This is a genomic window from Mesorhizobium sp. LCM 4577, from assembly GCF_001854795.2.
Taxonomy (GTDB): Bacteria; Pseudomonadota; Alphaproteobacteria; order Rhizobiales; family Rhizobiaceae; genus Mesorhizobium; species Mesorhizobium plurifarium.
The window spans coordinates 290304-306425 of record NZ_MDDU01000035.1 but is presented as its reverse complement, the minus strand read 5'-3'; the positions used below and the strand labels follow the sequence as shown (position 1 = coordinate 306425).

9 protein-coding genes are annotated in these 16122 nt (G+C 65.0%); 2 read left to right on the top strand and 7 right to left on the bottom strand.

Going from position 1 to position 16122, the window contains the following annotated elements:
* Window positions 1-205 precede the first annotated feature (205 nt).
* Window positions 206-3352 carry an efflux RND transporter permease subunit gene (locus LCM4577_RS26325; RefSeq protein ID WP_071074105.1) on the top strand — a complete coding sequence of 1049 codons (3147 nt, stop codon included), beginning with the start codon at window positions 206-208 and terminating at the stop codon, window positions 3350-3352.
* 195 nt (window positions 3353-3547) lie between these two features.
* Complete coding sequence (locus LCM4577_RS26320; RefSeq protein WP_071074104.1) at window positions 3548-4897, top strand: LLM class flavin-dependent oxidoreductase; 1350 nt, start codon at window positions 3548-3550, stop codon at window positions 4895-4897.
* Between the two features lie 53 nt (window positions 4898-4950).
* On the opposite strand, the gene LCM4577_RS26315 is transcribed toward LCM4577_RS26320, so the two are convergent.
* From LCM4577_RS26315 to glnT, 7 genes are all read right to left on the bottom strand, one after another.
* Window positions 4951-6660: an APC family permease gene (locus LCM4577_RS26315; protein WP_040988552.1), complete on the bottom strand. Its 1710-nt coding sequence runs from the start codon at window positions 6658-6660 to the stop codon at window positions 4951-4953.
* Between the two features lie 240 nt (window positions 6661-6900).
* Window positions 6901-9270 (bottom strand): DUF1989 domain-containing protein, encoded by a 2370-nt coding sequence (locus LCM4577_RS26310; protein WP_071074103.1) that lies wholly within the window; start codon window positions 9268-9270, stop codon window positions 6901-6903.
* Between the two features lie 279 nt (window positions 9271-9549).
* Window positions 9550-10173, bottom strand: coding sequence for a sarcosine oxidase subunit gamma (locus LCM4577_RS26305; protein WP_071074174.1), 624 nt, complete (start codon window positions 10171-10173; stop codon window positions 9550-9552).
* The gene (locus LCM4577_RS26300; protein WP_071074102.1) at window positions 10166-13147 is read right to left on the bottom strand and encodes a sarcosine oxidase subunit alpha; all 2982 of its coding nucleotides are present in this window, start codon (window positions 13145-13147) and stop codon (window positions 10166-10168) included. The genes LCM4577_RS26305 and LCM4577_RS26300 overlap by 8 nt, the downstream gene beginning before the upstream one ends.
* A complete protein-coding gene (locus tag LCM4577_RS26295; protein WP_041009024.1) occupies window positions 13147-13422 on the bottom strand; it encodes a sarcosine oxidase subunit delta in 276 nt (91 codons plus the stop codon). Before LCM4577_RS26295 ends, LCM4577_RS26300 begins: the two co-directional genes overlap by 1 nt.
* Window positions 13423-13489: 67 nt before the next feature.
* Window positions 13490-14743: a sarcosine oxidase subunit beta family protein gene (locus LCM4577_RS26290; protein ID WP_071035391.1), complete on the bottom strand. Its 1254-nt coding sequence runs from the start codon at window positions 14741-14743 to the stop codon at window positions 13490-13492.
* A gap of 38 nt (window positions 14744-14781) precedes the next feature.
* Window positions 14782-16089, bottom strand: coding sequence for a type III glutamate--ammonia ligase (gene glnT / locus LCM4577_RS26285; RefSeq protein WP_071074101.1), 1308 nt, complete (start codon window positions 16087-16089; stop codon window positions 14782-14784).
* Window positions 16090-16122 lie beyond the last annotated feature (33 nt).

Genomic DNA, 16122 nt, shown 5'->3' with positions numbered 1-16122 from the left:
AGCCGCGAGCCGGGTGGGGCATGGGTTCCGGGCGGCGGACGCCCGATCGTGAGATGCCGGCATGTTGGCTTCCCCCGCAGCAGTGCCGCGTCCAGCGCGATTTGCGAATCTCTCCGCTTGAGGGTCTCGCCGCCCGGAAACCCGACCGAGAATTCACGGGCAATGCCAGGCGTGCATTGCCGGCCAATTGGACTGGACTTGTGCCATGACCACGACGGACAGCAGCACTGAAAAGCGGCCCTTCAACCTCTCGCGCTGGGCGATCGGACATCCGAGCATCGCCCGCTTCCTGTTCGGGCTGATCATCCTGGCCGGCGCGCTCGGCCTGATGCGCATGGGCCAGAAGGAAGACCCGGACTTCACCTTCCGTGTCATGGTGGTGCAGGCGGTCTGGCCCGGCGCCTCGATCCAGGACATGGAAGACCAGGTCGTCAACAAGATCGAGCGCAAACTGCAGGAGACGCCGCATCTCGATTTCGTGCGCTCCTACACGCGCGCCGGCAGCGCCATCATCACGCTCCAGGTCAAGGGCGACACCAATGCCGAGGAGGTGAAGGACGCCTTCTATCAGGTGCGCAAGAAGGTCGGCGACATTTCCAACGAATTGCCGCAAGGCCTGCTCGGTCCCTACTTCAACGACGAGTTCGGCGACACTTTCATCACGCTGCATTCGATCAGCGGCGACGGCTTCACCTATCCGGAGCTGAAGAAGTTCGCCATCCAGGCGCGCGACATGCTGTTGACGACGCCTGGCGTCGAGAAGGCAGTCATCATCGGCGACCAGCCGGAGAAGATCTATATCGACGTCTCGTCCAAGGCGTTGGCCGAGCGTGGCCTGACCATCCTCGACCTGCAGAACGCCGTGAAAGGGCAGAACGCCGTCGATCCGGCGGGCTCCGTTGACACCGGCCTGCGCTCGGTGCGCATCTCGGTCGAGGGCGACGTCACCAGGGCCGCCGACATCCGCGAACTGAGGCTTCGCTCCGGCAACCAGGTGACGCGCCTCGGCGATATCGCCACCGTCACCTCCGGTCTCCAGGATCCTTACGACAACAAATACCTCTTCAACGGCCATGAGAGCGTCCAGCTCGGCGTCGTCATGGCCAAGGGCTTCAACGTCAGGGATGTCGGCAAGGATGTCGAGGCGACCTACCAGCGCTTCGAGGCGGGGCTGCCCTATGGCGTTTCGGTCGACCAGATCTCCGACCAGCCTCAGGTCGTCAAGGATGCCGTCAACGAATTCATGGAGGCGCTCGGCGAAGCGCTGCTCATCGTGCTCGTCGTCTCCTTCCTGTCGATCGGCTGGCGCTCCGGCCTGGTGATCGCCATCGCCATCCCGCTGGTGCTCGCCGCCACCTTCGCCATCATGTACGAGATCGGCATCGACCTGCAGCGCATCTCGCTCGGCGCCTTGATCATTGCGCTCGGCCTGTTGGTCGACGACGCCATGATCGTCGTCGAGATGATGGAGCGAAAGCTCGAGGAGGGGCTGGTCAAGATCGAGGCGGCGAGCTTCGCCTACACCTCGACCGCCTTCCCGATGCTGACCGGCACGCTGATCACCACGGCGGGCTTCATCCCCGTCGGCTTCGCCGCATCGACAGCAGGCGAATATGTGCGCACGCTGTTTTATGTCGTCGGCATCGCGTTGGTTGTGTCGTGGTTCGTGGCGGTCTATTTCACGCCGTGGCTCGGCTACATGATCCTCAAGCAGCGCAAACATGCCGGCACCCATCATGATGTCTTTGACACCAGCTTCTACCGGCGGCTGCGCGCGACGGTCACCTGGGCCGWGCGCCACCGCATCATTGTGCTGGTGATGACGCTGGTCACCTTCGCCACCAGCCTGTGGGCCTTCCAGTTCATCCCGCAGAACTTCTTCCCGCAATCCTCGCGTCCGGAAATCCTGGTCGATCTCTGGCTGCCGGAAGGCACCTCGATCAAGGAGGTCGAGAAGCAGGCCAAGGCGTTCGAAGGCAGGATGGCGGACGATCCCGACAAGCGCTTCATCGCCACCTATATCGGCGAAGGCGCGCCGCGCTTCTTCCTGCCGCTCGACCAGCAGCTCCGCAATCCCAACTTCGCCCAGCTCCTGGTCATGGCCAAGGACGAGCCGGCGCGCGAGCGGCTGATCGTCAAGATGCGCAGGATCCTGGCGCAGGACTTCCCCTCGATCCGCGGCAAGGTCGACCGCCTCTTCCTGGGTCCGCCGACCGGCTGGCCGGTGCAGATGCGCATCATGGGCCCGGACCGCCAGGAGGTGCGCCGCATCGCCGACGAGGTGAAGGCGAGGTTCCAGGCCAATCCGCTGCTCGGCGCCATCCATGACGACTGGCTGGAGCCGGTGCCGGCGATGAAGCTGGTGATCGACCAGGATCGTGCTCGCGCCCTTGGCGTCACCTCGCAGCGCATCCGCCAGATGCTGCAGGCCACCATGTCCGGCGCGCCGCTCGACGACTTCCGCGACGGCGAGGAGACGGTCTCGATCGTCGCCCGCGAGCCGGAGGCGACGCGTCATCTCTTGTCCTCGGTCGACTCCGTCTATATCCCGACCGATTTCGGCGGCTCGGTGCCGCTCTCGCAGGTGGCCAAGGTCGTGCCTGTCATGGAGCAGGGCATCGAATGGCGGCGCGACCGCCTGCCGACCATCAGCGTGCGTGCCACGCTGCCGGACGGCGTGCAGTCGAACGACGTCGTCACCAAGATGTACAACGACATGAAGGACCTGCGCGCCGGCCTTGCGCCCGGCTACAAGATCGAGATCCAGGGCGGTGCCGAGGACTCGGCCGAGAGCCAGGCTTCGATCGCGGCCAAGGCGCCGATCATGCTCGCCATCATCGTCGTGCTGCTGATGGTCCAACTGCAGCATTTCGGCAAGTCGATGCTGGTGCTGGCTACGGGTCCGCTCGGCATCATCGGCGCCGCCGCGGCGCTCTTGATCAGCGGCGCGCCGTTCGGCTTCGTCGCCATCCTCGGCGTCATCGCGCTGCTCGGCATCATCATGCGCAACTCGATCATCCTGGTCGACCAGATAGACCAGGATATCGCTGCCGGCATGGAGCGATCGGAGGCGATCGTCGGTGCCGCCGTGCGCCGCTTCCGGCCGATCATGCTGACCGCGCTCACCGCCGTGCTGGCGCTGATCCCGATCTCGCGCGCCGTCTTCTGGGGACCGCTCGCCTACGCCATGATGGGTGGCATCCTGGTCGCCACGGTGCTCACCATCCTGGTGCTGCCGGCCGGCTACGCCCTGTTCTTCGGCCGCGCACCGAAGAAGGCCAAGACCGACGAGGAGGCGCCCGAGCCGGCCAAAGGCATCGAACGGCCGCAACTGGCACTGGCTGCTGAATAGAAATAGACGTGGCAACCTGGACCATCCGCCGCCGGCGAAAGCCGGCGGCGGATGATCTGCATCAAGGATCCGCCCGGGCGAAAATGCTCGGCGGCAACGCTTCGGTAAAACAGAATTCCTTTTCAGCGGCGCGATGCGGGCCGATCCTGCGCCGATACCGGAGCGGCAACGCTCGTCATCGCTGGATCATTCCCCATGTCAGAAAAACGGCAATTGCGACTCGGTGCCTTCATGCGCCCCGTCAGTCTTCACACCGGCGCCTGGCGCTATCCGGGCGCTTATCCCGACGCCAATTTCAACTTCGCGCATCTGAAGCGTTTTGCGCAAACGCTCGAGGCCGCGAAGTTCGACGCCTTCTTCATGGCCGACCACCTGGCCGTGCTCAACATGCCGATCGAGGCGCTGCGGCGCAGCCACACGGTGACATCCTTCGAGCCGTTCACGCTGCTGTCGGCGCTCGCCGCCGTCACCGATCATATCGGCCTTGTCGCGACCGCATCGACCACCTTCGACGCGCCCTATCACATTGCCCGCCGCTTCGCCTCGCTCGACCATATCAGCGGCGGCCGCGCCGGCTGGAACATCGTGACGACCTCCAACCCGGACGCGGCGCTTAACTTCGGTCTCGATGATCATGTCGAGCATGACCAGCGCTACCACCGGGCGCGCGAATTCTACGATGTCGTTACCGGGCTGTGGGACAGTTTTGCCGACGACGCCTTCATCCGCGATGCGGACAGCGGGCTCTACTTCGATACATCGAAACTGCATGTGCTCGACCACAAGGGCGAGCATCTGTCGGTACGCGGTCCGCTCAACATCGCGCGGCCGGTGCAGGGCTGGCCGGTCATCGTCCAAGCCGGCGCGTCCGAGGCCGGACGGCAGCTGGCCGCCGAGACGGCCGAGGTGATCTTCGCAGCGCCACCCGACCTGGCGTCTGGCCAGCGCTTCCTTGCCGACGTGAAGGGCCGTGCGGAAAAGCTCGGCCGTTCGCGCGACGATATCAAGATCCTGCCTGGAGCCTTTGTGGTCGTCGGCGATAGCGTCGAGGAGGCTCGAGCCAAACGCGCCAAGCTCGACAGCCTCGTCTACTACGAGAGCGGCATCGCCTCGCTGTCGATCGCGCTCGGCCACGATGCCTCCGGCTTCGATCCCGACGGTCCGCTGCCGGACGTGCCGGACACCAATGCCTCGAAAAGCAGCCGCGAGCGCGTCATCGAGTTGGCGAGAAAAGAGAGCCTCACTGTTCGCCAGCTCGCCCAGCGGCTCGGCGGCTATTCGGGCCTGGCCTTCGTCGGCAGCGCCAAGTCCATTGCCGACGAGATGGAGGAATGGCTGCTCACCGAAGGCTCAGATGGCTTCAATGTCATGTTTCCCTATCTGCCCGCCGGGCTCGATGATTTCGCCGAAAAGGTGGTGCCCGAGCTGCAGCGGCGCGGGATATTCAGACGTGAGTATGAAGGATCGACGCTGCGCGAGAATCTCGGCCTGAAGCGGCCGCCGAACCGGTTCTTCGAAGAAGCGGCGGTCCGCAAGGCGGGCTGATCCAAATGAAACGGGCGCGCCGGAGCGCGCCCGTTTCCTTTCAGGTTGCCGTGTCAGATGACGAACACCCAGTTGGCGATCAGCATCACCACCACGCCTGCAATCAGCGTCAGGTAAGGCAGCATGCCCGCCTTCTTGACCGAGAGGTCGGCTCCCGCCATGCCGAGGTCGGCCAGCATGTGCTCTGGGAATTTGCCGCCGTCCTGGATGTAGTGACGGAAGCAGAACACCGGAATGATCAAGGCGGCCGTGATCAGGCCGGCCCACAGCGCCATCGGGTTCCACACCTTGGCGCCGGCGCCCATGAAGATCGCGTTGACATAGGCGAAGATGGCGCCGATGCCGAGCAGCCAGGTCGGCGCCTTCCAAGGACGGTTGATGTGGCCGTTGTCGATGCGATGGATCCAGCCGGCGTTGAGGTTGAGGAAATTGAAGATGATGTAGCCGCAGTTCGACACGGCGAGGATGAAGAAGAAGCTCGTCGCGTCGGCCGAGGCTATCGCCAGCACGATCAGGTTGAAGCAGAGGTCGGTCCACATCGCCCGCGTCGGCGCGCCGTGCTCGTTGACATGGCTGAGATAGCGCGGCAGCCAGCCGTCGACCGAACCCTGGTAGAGCGTGCGTGACGAGCCGGCCATCGCCGTCATGATGCAGAGCACCAGCGCCAGGATCATCAGCATGACCAGCAGGCTGTGGATCAGCTTGCCGCCGCCGACCATGCCGGCCAGCGCGTCGGCGACGCCCGAGCCGTCGACGATCGGCGTCGCCAGCATGCCGTTGAGCCCCAGCACGCCCTGGAAGGTGAAGGGCACCAGGATGAAGAGCAGCATGCAGAGCAGGCCGGAGTAGAAGATCGCCTTGAAGGTGTCGGTGCCGGGGTTCTTGAATTCCGACGTGTAGCAGACGGCGGTCTCGAAACCGTAGGTCGACCATGCGGCGATGAACATGCCGCCGAGCGCCAGCGTCCAGCCGGCAATGTTCCAGGAGCCTGGGTCGGGTGCGTAGGCGGCCGCCAGCGGCACCAGCGGCGAGAAATTCGCCCAGTCGATCTGGCCGGTGAAGATCGGCACGACGCCGACGATCAGCATCGGGACGATAACCAAGAGGCCGATATATTTCTGCACATTGGCCGTGCCGAGGATGCCGCGATGCTGGATCGAGAAGATGACCAGCATCAGCACGGCGCCGATGAAGAAGGTCGCGTTGAAGGTGAAGGACACCGGACCGAGCGTGTGACCCCACAGCGACCATGTGCGGATCGCCGGCGTCGCGGCGGCGGTCACCGCGGCGATCGCGTCGGCGGGCGCCGTCCCGGCATGCGCGGCGATATAGGCGACCACTTCCGGCGAGGTCTCGGTGAAGATCGGCACCGGCGCCAGCGCGTTGAGGATATAAGCGGCGGCGATCGAGCAGCCGAGCGACAGCACCGGCGTCCAGGCGAACCAGTTGCACCAGACCGACAGCGGCGCGATGAATTTCGAGTAGCGCAGCCAGGCCGTGGCGCCGTAGATCGAGGCGCCGCCCGACTTGTTCGGGAACAGGCCGGCGATCTCCGCATAGGTGAAGGACTGCAGGAAGCCCATGATCATGGACACCGTCCAGATCAGGAAGGCGAGCTTTCCGGTCGTGCCGGCAATGCCGCCGATCGAGAACAGGACCAGTGCCGGAACGCCGCTTGCCACCCAGAAGGCGCCACGCCAGTCGATATGCCTGAGCAGCTTGCTTTCGGCAGGCTGCTCGAGGGCCGTGCTTATCGTGCTCATATGGTTGTCTTCCCCTTTTTTCTGTTCCCCGCCGGCGACGCTTCGGCTGTTGCGAAGCTTGCTCCCCGGCCACTATGGTTCGACTGTCGTGTTTCCACTCAGTCGTATTTTTTTCTTAAGAGTGAAGATTGATCCGACGCGCTTTCGCGTCAAGCGTTTTGTGGATGTCATGCACATCACGCTTGCGAAACATTGGCTCTTGCCTTCTCCCGCGAGGGGAGAAGGCAAGGGTTGCGGCTATCAGGAACGTGGCTTGGTCTTCTGCGGATCGTAATGCGCGAAGGCCACGACGCGCGCGGGCAGCCGCTTGGCGTGGCCATCCAACTTGCCGATCTCGACCTCCGTGCCGATCTCGGCATGGGTGACGTCGAGCCTTGCCAGCGCGATGGTCTTGCCGAGCAGCGGCGAGCGCATGCCCGACGTGACGACGCCGATCTGGGCGCGGCCGACATGGACGCAGTCGCCATGGCCGACCGGGATGTTGGCGTCGATGTCGAGGCCGACAAGCTTGTGCTGCGGGTGTTCCTTGCGCCGGATCAGCGCGTCGCGGCCGATGAAGTCGTCGGCCTTGGTCTTGAGCGGCACGGTGAAGCCGATGCCGGCCTCGAACGGATCGGTCTGGTCGGAGAACTCGTAACCGGCGAAGATCAGTCCCGCCTCGATGCGCACCATGTCGAGCGCCTGCAGGCCCATGGGCTTCAGCCCGTGCGGCTGGCCGGCCTCCCAGATGGCGTCGAACACTTTTTCGGCGTCGCGCGGGTGGCACCAGATCTCGTAGCCAAGCTCGCCCGTATAGCCGGTGCGCGAGACCACGACCGGGACGCCGTTGCCGCCGCCGATGCGCGCGACCGCGAAGCGGAACCATTCGAGCTCGCCGATCGAAGGCTGCGCCGGCGAGGTCCACACGACTTCCTTCAAGATATCGCGGCTCTTCGGCCCCTGCACGGCGATGTTGTGCATCTGGTCGGTGGAGGAGCGCACCAGCACGTTGAGACCAAGCTTTTTCGCCGTCTCGCGCAGCCATTCGCCGGAAAGATCGTCGCCGCCGACCCAGCGAAAATTGTCCTTGCCGAGCCTGAGCAGCGTGCCGTCGTCGATCATGCCGCCATGCTCGTAGCACATCGCCGTATAGACGACCTGGCCGACGCCGAGCTTCTTGACGTCGCGGGTCAGCGTGTATTGCAGCAGCGCTTCGGCATCCGGCCCGGTGACCTCGAACTTGCGCAGCGGCGACAGGTCCATGACCACGGCGTCCTGCCGGCAGGCCCAGTATTCGGCGATCGGTCCTTCCTTGGCGAAGGAATTGGCGAGCCAATAGCCCCTGTATTCGACGAAGTCGCGCGTGTGCTTGGCAAAGCTCGAATGAAAGGCTGTCTCGCGGGTCATCTTCGGTTCCGAGTCGGGCTTCATGCGTCTGGCGATCGCTCGCGAGAATTTGTGCTGGCCGGAATAGGTTCGCACGTGGATATCGGTGAGGTCCCAGCCATTGGCGGGCGTGGTGTCGTCCGGGCAGGCGGAGGACACGCAGACGATGTCGGTCAGCGCGCGCAAGAGCACATAGTCGCCCGGCCGCGACCAGGGCTCGTCCGATACCATCACGCCGTGCGCGTCGATCGCCGTGTTGAAGAAGAAGTTGATCGCCATCCAGCCGGCGCGGGACGTCACGCCCTTGTCGGAAAGCGCCTTGTTGAAATTCTCCGAGCAGTTGGTGTGGCCGGGATAACCGATGTCGTCGTAATATTTGGCGGCGCAGGCGAGCGCGAAGGCGTCATGCCGGCCGCACGTGTCCTGCACAACCTCGACCAGCGGCTCCATGTCCTGGTCGTAATATTTCGAATGCAGGCCGGGCATCGGATAGGCCGAGCCCATCAGCGTGCGGGTCGTCGTCACGTCCAGCGGCAGGTCGCGTCCCTTGTCCAGCTTGCGCGCCGAAAAGCACTGGAAGTCGGTGCACTGCCGCCCGTCGACGTCGATGATCTGCAGATAGTCGCCGGCCTTGACGAAATAGGATTCGGCGGTCGCGGATTTCACCCGAAGATCGACCACCGGATCGGCGAGCGGATCGGGAAGCTGCCCTCTTGTCTTCAGCCGGATCGTGGCGCGGCGCACCAGGACGGTCAGTGGCGTCGCCGTATTGTGGCCGTCCACTAGCATCGGTCCGCCCGGTGCCGCGATCAGCAGCGCGCTGTCGCGCTGCACGGAAAAGCTCTGCTCGGTGCCGGCCGGCGTGGCGCCGCCGAACACGCGCACGGCCTTCGGCTGGTCGAGCTGAACCTTGCGGCGCTCGAGGCTGAGACGCAGCGCCGCGAGGCTGTCGTCGCCTTCGGCGAGCAGCGTCTTGATGCCGGCGGCATTGCTGTTCGACCGCTCGCCGAAAATGCCGGGATCGGTCGCGCCGGATGTGTCCCAGGCCAGCAGCTCGCAAGGTTGCCCGCCCTCGACATTGGCGACGCTGACGCTGTCGCCGGCCTCGACATCGATGAGCACCGCGCCATTGCCCTGCACGGTATAGCGTTCCACGCCCGGTGGCAGGCTGATCTCGCCGGGGCGCAGGATCAGGCTGGGACGCGGCGGCCCGGACAGGACGGCGGGGTAGGGCGACTGGCTCATCTCAAACCCTCCTCCGAGCGAGAAACAAGTTTGCCTGTGTGTAAAATTATTTTCGCTGAGAGAATAGCAGGGGGAATGCGTTTGGCAAGCTCTGGCTCCCCCTTCTCCCCTTGTGGGAGAAGGTGTCGCCGAAGGCGACGGATGAGGTGTGCTCCAGCTTGGCGGCGCCGCTTATCCAGTTCGCCAGCGTCTCACTCCGCTGGAACACCCCTCATCCGTCTCGGCGCTATCGCGCCGATCCACCTTCTCCCACAAGGGGAGAAGGAGAGGGCGCAGCGGCTACGCCAGTTCCTCGGAATGGCCGATCGTCACGCCATACTCAGCGGCCGAATACAGAATCGTGTGCCACAGGCTCTCGGCGAAGGTCGCGAACACCAGCAGGTTGAACACCGCCTGTCCGTTGCGATCCACGCCGCGCCACAGCGTGACACTCGTGTGATCCATCGACGTCGCCGCCGCCGCGCCGACCGCGGACGCATCGGCATGCAGATCGATCGACGACAGCTTGGCGAGCATGGCGCGGGCCTTATCGCCGGAGATGCTGATCAACGCCCGCGCGTGCGATTGGTCGGAAAGCGAAGCCGAACCGGCAAAGCCAGGGGCAAGCGCCTCGATTGAATGCTTGCCGCCCTTGGACAGCACAAGGAACTGGTCCGGTCCCGACCAGATCAGCGACGCGTCCGACGTGCCGGTCGCCTTGGGCGTCTCCGGCGCGGCAACACCGAAGCGCGCCTTCGCGGCCGCTATCATCTCGCCGGCCTTGCCGCGCCGCGCCATGACCTGCACGAGATCGAAATTGCGGATCTCGGTCAGCGCCACACCGGCGTCGCCGGGCGCCCCATAGGCGCCGGCGACCAGCGCGCGGTCGAGCGGGCTGCGGATGTCCCAGGAAAAATCAGCCACGCTGGCGCCCTCCATCCGGATCGTAGAAGACGGAATTGCAGAGCTCGACATCGTAGTCCTCGCCGCGCAGCGGATCATGCGCGCGCACGATCTCGCCGATGCGCTCGCGGCCGCGCTCGACGAGGCCGAGCCCGATCCACTGGTCGAGCACCGGCGAGAAGCAGACCGAGGTGACATAGCCCTGGTCGTTGTCGGGGCCGGGGGTCTCGCCCTTCGGGATGATATGCGCGCCGGAGCGCAGGCGCCGCGCCTTGTCGGTCGGCTTGATGCCGACGACCACCTGCCGGTTCGGCGCCACCAGCGCCTCGCGGCCGGCCATGACGCGGCCGATGAAATCCTTCTTGGTCGACATCATCTTGCCGAGGCCGAGATCGGCCGCCGTCGTCGTGCCGTTGAGCTCCGGCCCGGCGACATGGCCCTTTTCGATGCGCATCACGCCGAGCGCTTCGGTGCCGTAAGGCGTGACGCCGAACGGTTTTCCCGCAATCATCAGATTGCGCGCCATCGCCTCGCCGTAGCGCGCCGGCACCGAAATCTCGAACGCCATCTCGCCGGAAAAGGAGATGCGGAACAGCCTTGCCTTTAGGCCGCCGCGCAGCTTGACCTCRCGCGCGCCCATGAACGGGAAGCCTTCGTTCGATAAGTCCTCGGCCGGATCGACGATCTCCTTCAAGAGATCGCGGGTCTTCGGCCCGGCGATCGAGAACTGTGCCCATTGGTCCGAAACCGAGGTCAACTGCACGTCGAGCTCGGGGAACAGCACCTGACGGCAGAATTCCAAATGTTGCATCACCAGCCCGGCCTTGGCCGTCGTGGTGGTGAGGAAATAGTGGTCTTCGGCCAGACGCGAGGTCGTGCCATCGTCATAGACGATGCCGTCCTCGCGCAGCATCAGCCCGTAGCGCGCCTTGCCGACGGCGAGGCTGGAGAAAGCATTGATGTAGACGCGGTCGAGGAAGGCGCCGGCATCGGGCCCATGCACGTCGATCTTGCCAAGTGTCGAGACATCGCAGAAACCGACGCCGCTCCGCACCGCCTTGACCTCGCGGGTTACCGATTCCAGCCAGTCCTTCTCGCCGGCGCGCGGATACCATTGCGCGCGTTTCCAGAGACCCGTGTCGACGAAGATCGCGCCCTGTTCGGCGGCCCAGTGATGCGACGGCGTCAGCCGGGTCGCATGGAAATTTTCGTCGCGGTGGTGGCCGGCGAAGGCGCCGATGGCGACCGGCACGTAAGGCGGCCGGTAGATCGTCGTGCCCGTCTCCGGAATCGACTTGCCGCTGACGGCGGCCATGATGGCGAGACCGGTGACATTCGAGGTCTTGCCTTGGTCGGTCGCCATGCCGAGCGTCGTGTAGCGTTTCAGATGCTCGACCGATTGAAAGCCCTCGCGCTGCGCCAATTCGACATCGGAGGCGGTGACGTCGTGTTGCTGGTCGACAAAGGCCTTGCCCTTGCCTGCGACATGCCAGAGCGGCGCAAGCGAGAAAGCCGCGTCATCTGCGGCCGGCATCGAGCCCGTACTGCCGCTGCGTCCGGCATCGCGCGCAGCAGTGGCGCCGGCCTCAAACCCTTCGCGTAGGCACGCCCCAAGCCCGAAGGCGCCGTTGGCAGCGCCCGCCGCCACCATGCCGGGCGGCGCGCCGTCCGGCACGAAGGCAGCGATGTCGTCACGCCATTTCGGCCGGCCGCGATGGTAGGAGGTGAGGCCGACCGCCGGGTTCCAGCCGCCCGAGACGGCAAGGCCGTCGGCCTCGACCTCGGCGCGGGCGCCACCGGTCAGCGAGACGGAAATCTTGCGCACCCCGCCCTTGCCGCCATCGACGCCGCTGACGGAGCCGTGCAGCACGGGGAAGCCGCCCTTGCTGGCGAGCGAGCGATGAGCCGGCGAAACGTCCGGCCGCGCGTCGATCACGGCGGCGATCTGAAGGCCAGCGGCGATCGCCGTTTCCGCTGTCCGCCAGCCATCCTCGTTGTTGGTGAAGAGCGCGATGCGTCTCGCCGGCGTGGCGGCGTAGCGGTTGATGTAGCTGCGCATGGCCGAAGCCATCATAACGCCGGGCGTGTCGTTGCCGGCAAAGACGATCGGACGTTCGATCGCGCCGGCCGCGACGACACAGCGCTTGGCGACGATCCGCCATAGGCGCTGGCGCACCTGATGCTCAGGCGGCGCCGGCAGATGGTCGTTGACGCGCTCGATCGCACCAAAGGTGCCGCCGTCATAGACACCGAATAAAGTCGTGCGCGTCATGATGCGCACATCGGGCAATGCCTCAAGTTCCGCGACCGTGCGCGCAACCCATTCGGCGGCCGACAATCCGTCGATCGTGCCGCCATCCGCGAGCAGGCGCCCGCCGAGGACAAAATCCTCCTCGCAAAGGATGACGCGCGCGCCGCTGCGTCCCGCGGCAAGGGCAGCCGCCAGGCCAGCCGGGCCGGAACCCGCGATCACCACGTCGCAATGCGCCCAGGCCTTGTCATAGTGGTCCGGATCGGGAACGCCGGCCGCGCGGCCGAGGCCCGCGGCGCGGCGGATCGCCGGCTCGTAGATCGCTTCCCAGAACTTCGCCGGCCACATGAAGGTCTTGTAGTAGAAGCCGGCGACGAAGATCGGCGCGAACAGCTGGTTGACCGACATGACGTCGAAATTGAGCGACGGCCAGCGGTTCTGGCTGGCGGCTTCGAGGCCCTCATAGAGCTCGGCCGTCGTCGCCTTGGTGTTCGGCTCGCGCCTGGCGCCGCTGCGCAGTTCGACCAGCGCGTTGGGCTCTTCGGAGCCGGCGGTCAGGATGCCGCGCGGACGGTGATATTTGAACGAGCGGCCGACGAGCTTGACGCCGTTGGCGACCAGCGCGGAGGCAAGCGTGTCGCCCTCGAAGCCCGAGAAAGCCTTGCCGTCGAAGCGGAAGTTGAGCGGTGCCGAGCGGTCGATGAGACCGCCATCGTTCAGCCGGTTTGCCTGATTGCCGCGCATCACGCACCAACCTTGGCGGCGCCGGCGCCAGCCGCCGGCTCGACGGCCGAAATCTCATGCGTCAGCGTGTTGCGCGTGACCTTCAGCCAGGCCCGGCAGCCGCCGCCATGGTACCAGTGCTCGCTCATCGGGCCGGCGACGTTGTCGCGCAAATAGACGTAGTCGTAGACCGCGTCCTCGCCGGCATCGGCCGCGGGACGTTGCGGCTTGGCGTCGCCGAGATAGGTGAACTCGCCGAGTTCGCGTTCGCCGCAGAAGGGACAGACTATGCGCATGGCTGGGTCTTCAGAGCATGATGCCAAAAAGTGTGAAGCGGTTCTTGGAGAACGTCATGCTTTATCCCTAATGGAGGTTCGGTTGGGCGCCCTGGCCCTTCTCGTCGATCATGGCGCCGCGCTGGAAGCGGTCGAGGCGGAAGCGGGCTGCCTCCTTGTGCGATTGATCGCGGGCGATGAGATGGGCAAAGACGAAACCCGAGCCGGGCGTCGCCTTGAAGCCGCCATAGCACCAGCCGGCATTGATGTAGAGGCCATCGACCGGGCTCTTGTCGATGATCGGCGTGCCGTCCATCGACATGTCCATGATGCCGCCCCACTGGCGCAACAGCCGCACGCGGCCGATCATCGGGATCAGCGCCATGCCGCCTTCGCAGACATCTTCCATCACTGGCAGATTGCCACGCTGGGCATAGGAATTGTAGCCGTCGATGTCGCCGCCGAAGACCAGCCCGCCCTTGTCGGACTGGCTGACATAGAAATGCCCGGCGCCGAACGTCATGACACCGGGGATCAGCGGCTTGATGGCTTCGGAGACGAAGGCCTGCAGCACATGGCTTTCGATCGGTAGCCGCAGCCCGGCCATCGCCGCGACACGCGAGGAAGAACCCGCCACCGCCATGCCGACCTTGCCGGCGCCGATCTTGCCGCGCGAGGTCTCGACGCCGGTCACCTTGCCGTTGGCGTCGCGCGTGAAGCCGGTGACCTCGCAATTTTGGATGATGTCGACGCCGAGCGCGCTCGCCGCATGCGCGTAGCCCCAGACCACGGCGTCATGCCGAGCCGTGCCGCCGCGCCGCTGCAGCAGCCCGCCCTGCACGGGGAAGCGTGCGTTGTCGAAGTTCAGGAACGGCAGCATCTTCCTGAGCGCTGCCTGGTCGAGCAACTCGGCGTCGATGCCGTTGATGCGCATGGTGTTGCCGCGCCGGGCGAAGGCGTCGCGCTGCGCGTCGGAATGGTAGAGGTTGATGACGCCGCGCTGGCTGACCATCGCGTTGTAATTGAGGTCCTGCTCCATCCGCTCCCACAGCTTCATCGACAATTCGTAGAAGCCGGTGTTGCCGGGCAGGCCGTAATTGGAGCGGATGATGGTGGTGTTGCGACCGGCATTGCCGGAGCCGATCCAGCCTTTTTCCAACACAGCGACGTTGCGGATGCCGAACTCGCTGGCCAGGAACCAGGCGGTGGCGAGGCCGTGCCCGCCGCCGCCGATGATGACCACGTCGTAGCGGTCCTTGGGCGCCGCGTCGCGCCAGGTGGGCTGCCAGTTCTTGTGGCCGGAAAGAGCGGCGCGGGCGAGCGAGAAGATCGAATATTTCATTGCGTCATTCCGAGGCCGCTCACCCGCAACGCTGGATTTCAGATATCCAGCGTGTGGTCGCGCTCCCACTGCGTGAAGTGCGAAGCATAGGAATTCCATTCCTGCTGCTTCAGCTTTAGGTATGCCGACGAAAATTCCTCACCCAGCGCCGCCTTGAGCGATTTGTCGTTGTCGAACTCGCGCAGCGCGTCGAGCAGGTTGAGCGGCAGTTTCGGCGCATCCGTCACCGTATGCCCGAACTGATACATGTCGATGTCGTAGCGCTTGCCGGGGTCGGCCTTGGAGCGGATGCCGTCGAGGCCGGCGGCGATGATCACCGCCTGCAGGAGGTAGGGATTGGCGGCGCCGTCGGGCAGACGCAATTCGAAACGGCCGGGTCCGGGCACGCGCACCATATGGGTGCGGTTGTTGCCGGTCCAGGTCACCGTGTTCGGCGCCCAGGTCGCGCCCGAAATGGTGCGCGGCGCGTTGATGCGCTTGTAGGAATTCACCGTCGGGTTGGTGATCGCGGCAAGCGCGGAGGCATGCTTCATGATGCCGCCGAGGAAGTTCCTGCCCTTGGCGGACAGGCCGAGCTCTTCCGAATTGTCGGCAAAGACATTGGTCCTGCCGGTCTCGTCCCACACCGAGATATGCGCATGGCAGCCATTGCCGGTAAGGCCCTGGAAGGGCTTGGGCATGAACGTCGCGCGCAGACCGTGCTTTTCCGCGATCGACTTGACCATGAACTTGAAGAAGGAATGCTTGTCCGCGGTCGCCAGCGCGTGATCGAAGGTCCAGTTCATCTCGAACTGGCCGTTGGCGTCCTCATGATCGTTCTGGTACGGGCCCCAACCAAGCGCCAGCATGTGGTCGCAAATCTCGGCGATCACGTCATAGCGGCGCATCACCGCCTGCTGGTCATAGCAGGGCTTCGAGGCCGTGTCGTACTGGTCGGAAATGGCGCTGCCGTCGGGCGAGATCAGGAAGAACTCGGCCTCGACGCCGGTCTTGACATGCATGCCGTCGCGGGCGGCTTCGTCGATCACCCGCTTCAGCGTGTTGCGCGGCGCCTGGTCGACGAGCTTGTCGTCCATCACGCAGGTGGCGGCCACCCAGGCGACGTCTTTCTTCCACGGCAATTGGATGACCGAATCCGGGTCCGGCACCGCCAGCATGTCCGGATGCGCCGGCGTCAGGTCGAGCCAGGTCGCGAAACCGGCGAAGCCCGCACCGTCCTTCTGCATGTCGGCGATCGCCTGCGCCGGCACCAGCTTGGCGCGCTGCCCGCTGAACAGGTCGGTGTAGGAGATCATGAAGTATTTGACGCCGTTCTCCTTGGCGAATGCGGCGAGATCGTTCCCCATTATAGTTCCTCGCTTATGTGGTCTTGGAAGTCT

What these genes read in the sequence shown, in the direction of transcription:
- glnT (WP_071074101.1), bottom strand. Translation starts at nt 16,089, where the DNA reads ATGGGGAACGATCTCGCCGCATTCGCCAAGGAGAACGGCGTCAAATAC.
- LCM4577_RS26310 (WP_071074103.1), bottom strand. Translation starts at nt 9,270, where the DNA reads ATGAGCCAGTCGCCCTACCCCGCCGTCCTGTCCGGGCCGCCGCGTCCC.
- LCM4577_RS26290 (WP_071035391.1), bottom strand. Translation starts at nt 14,743, where the DNA reads ATGAAATATTCGATCTTCTCGCTCGCCCGCGCCGCTCTTTCCGGCCAC.
- LCM4577_RS26320 (WP_071074104.1), top strand. Translation starts at nt 3,548, where the DNA reads ATGTCAGAAAAACGGCAATTGCGACTCGGTGCCTTCATGCGCCCCGTC.
- LCM4577_RS26315 (WP_040988552.1), bottom strand. Translation starts at nt 6,660, where the DNA reads ATGAGCACGATAAGCACGGCCCTCGAGCAGCCTGCCGAAAGCAAGCTG.
- LCM4577_RS26295 (WP_041009024.1), bottom strand. Translation starts at nt 13,422, where the DNA reads ATGCGCATAGTCTGTCCCTTCTGCGGCGAACGCGAACTCGGCGAGTTC.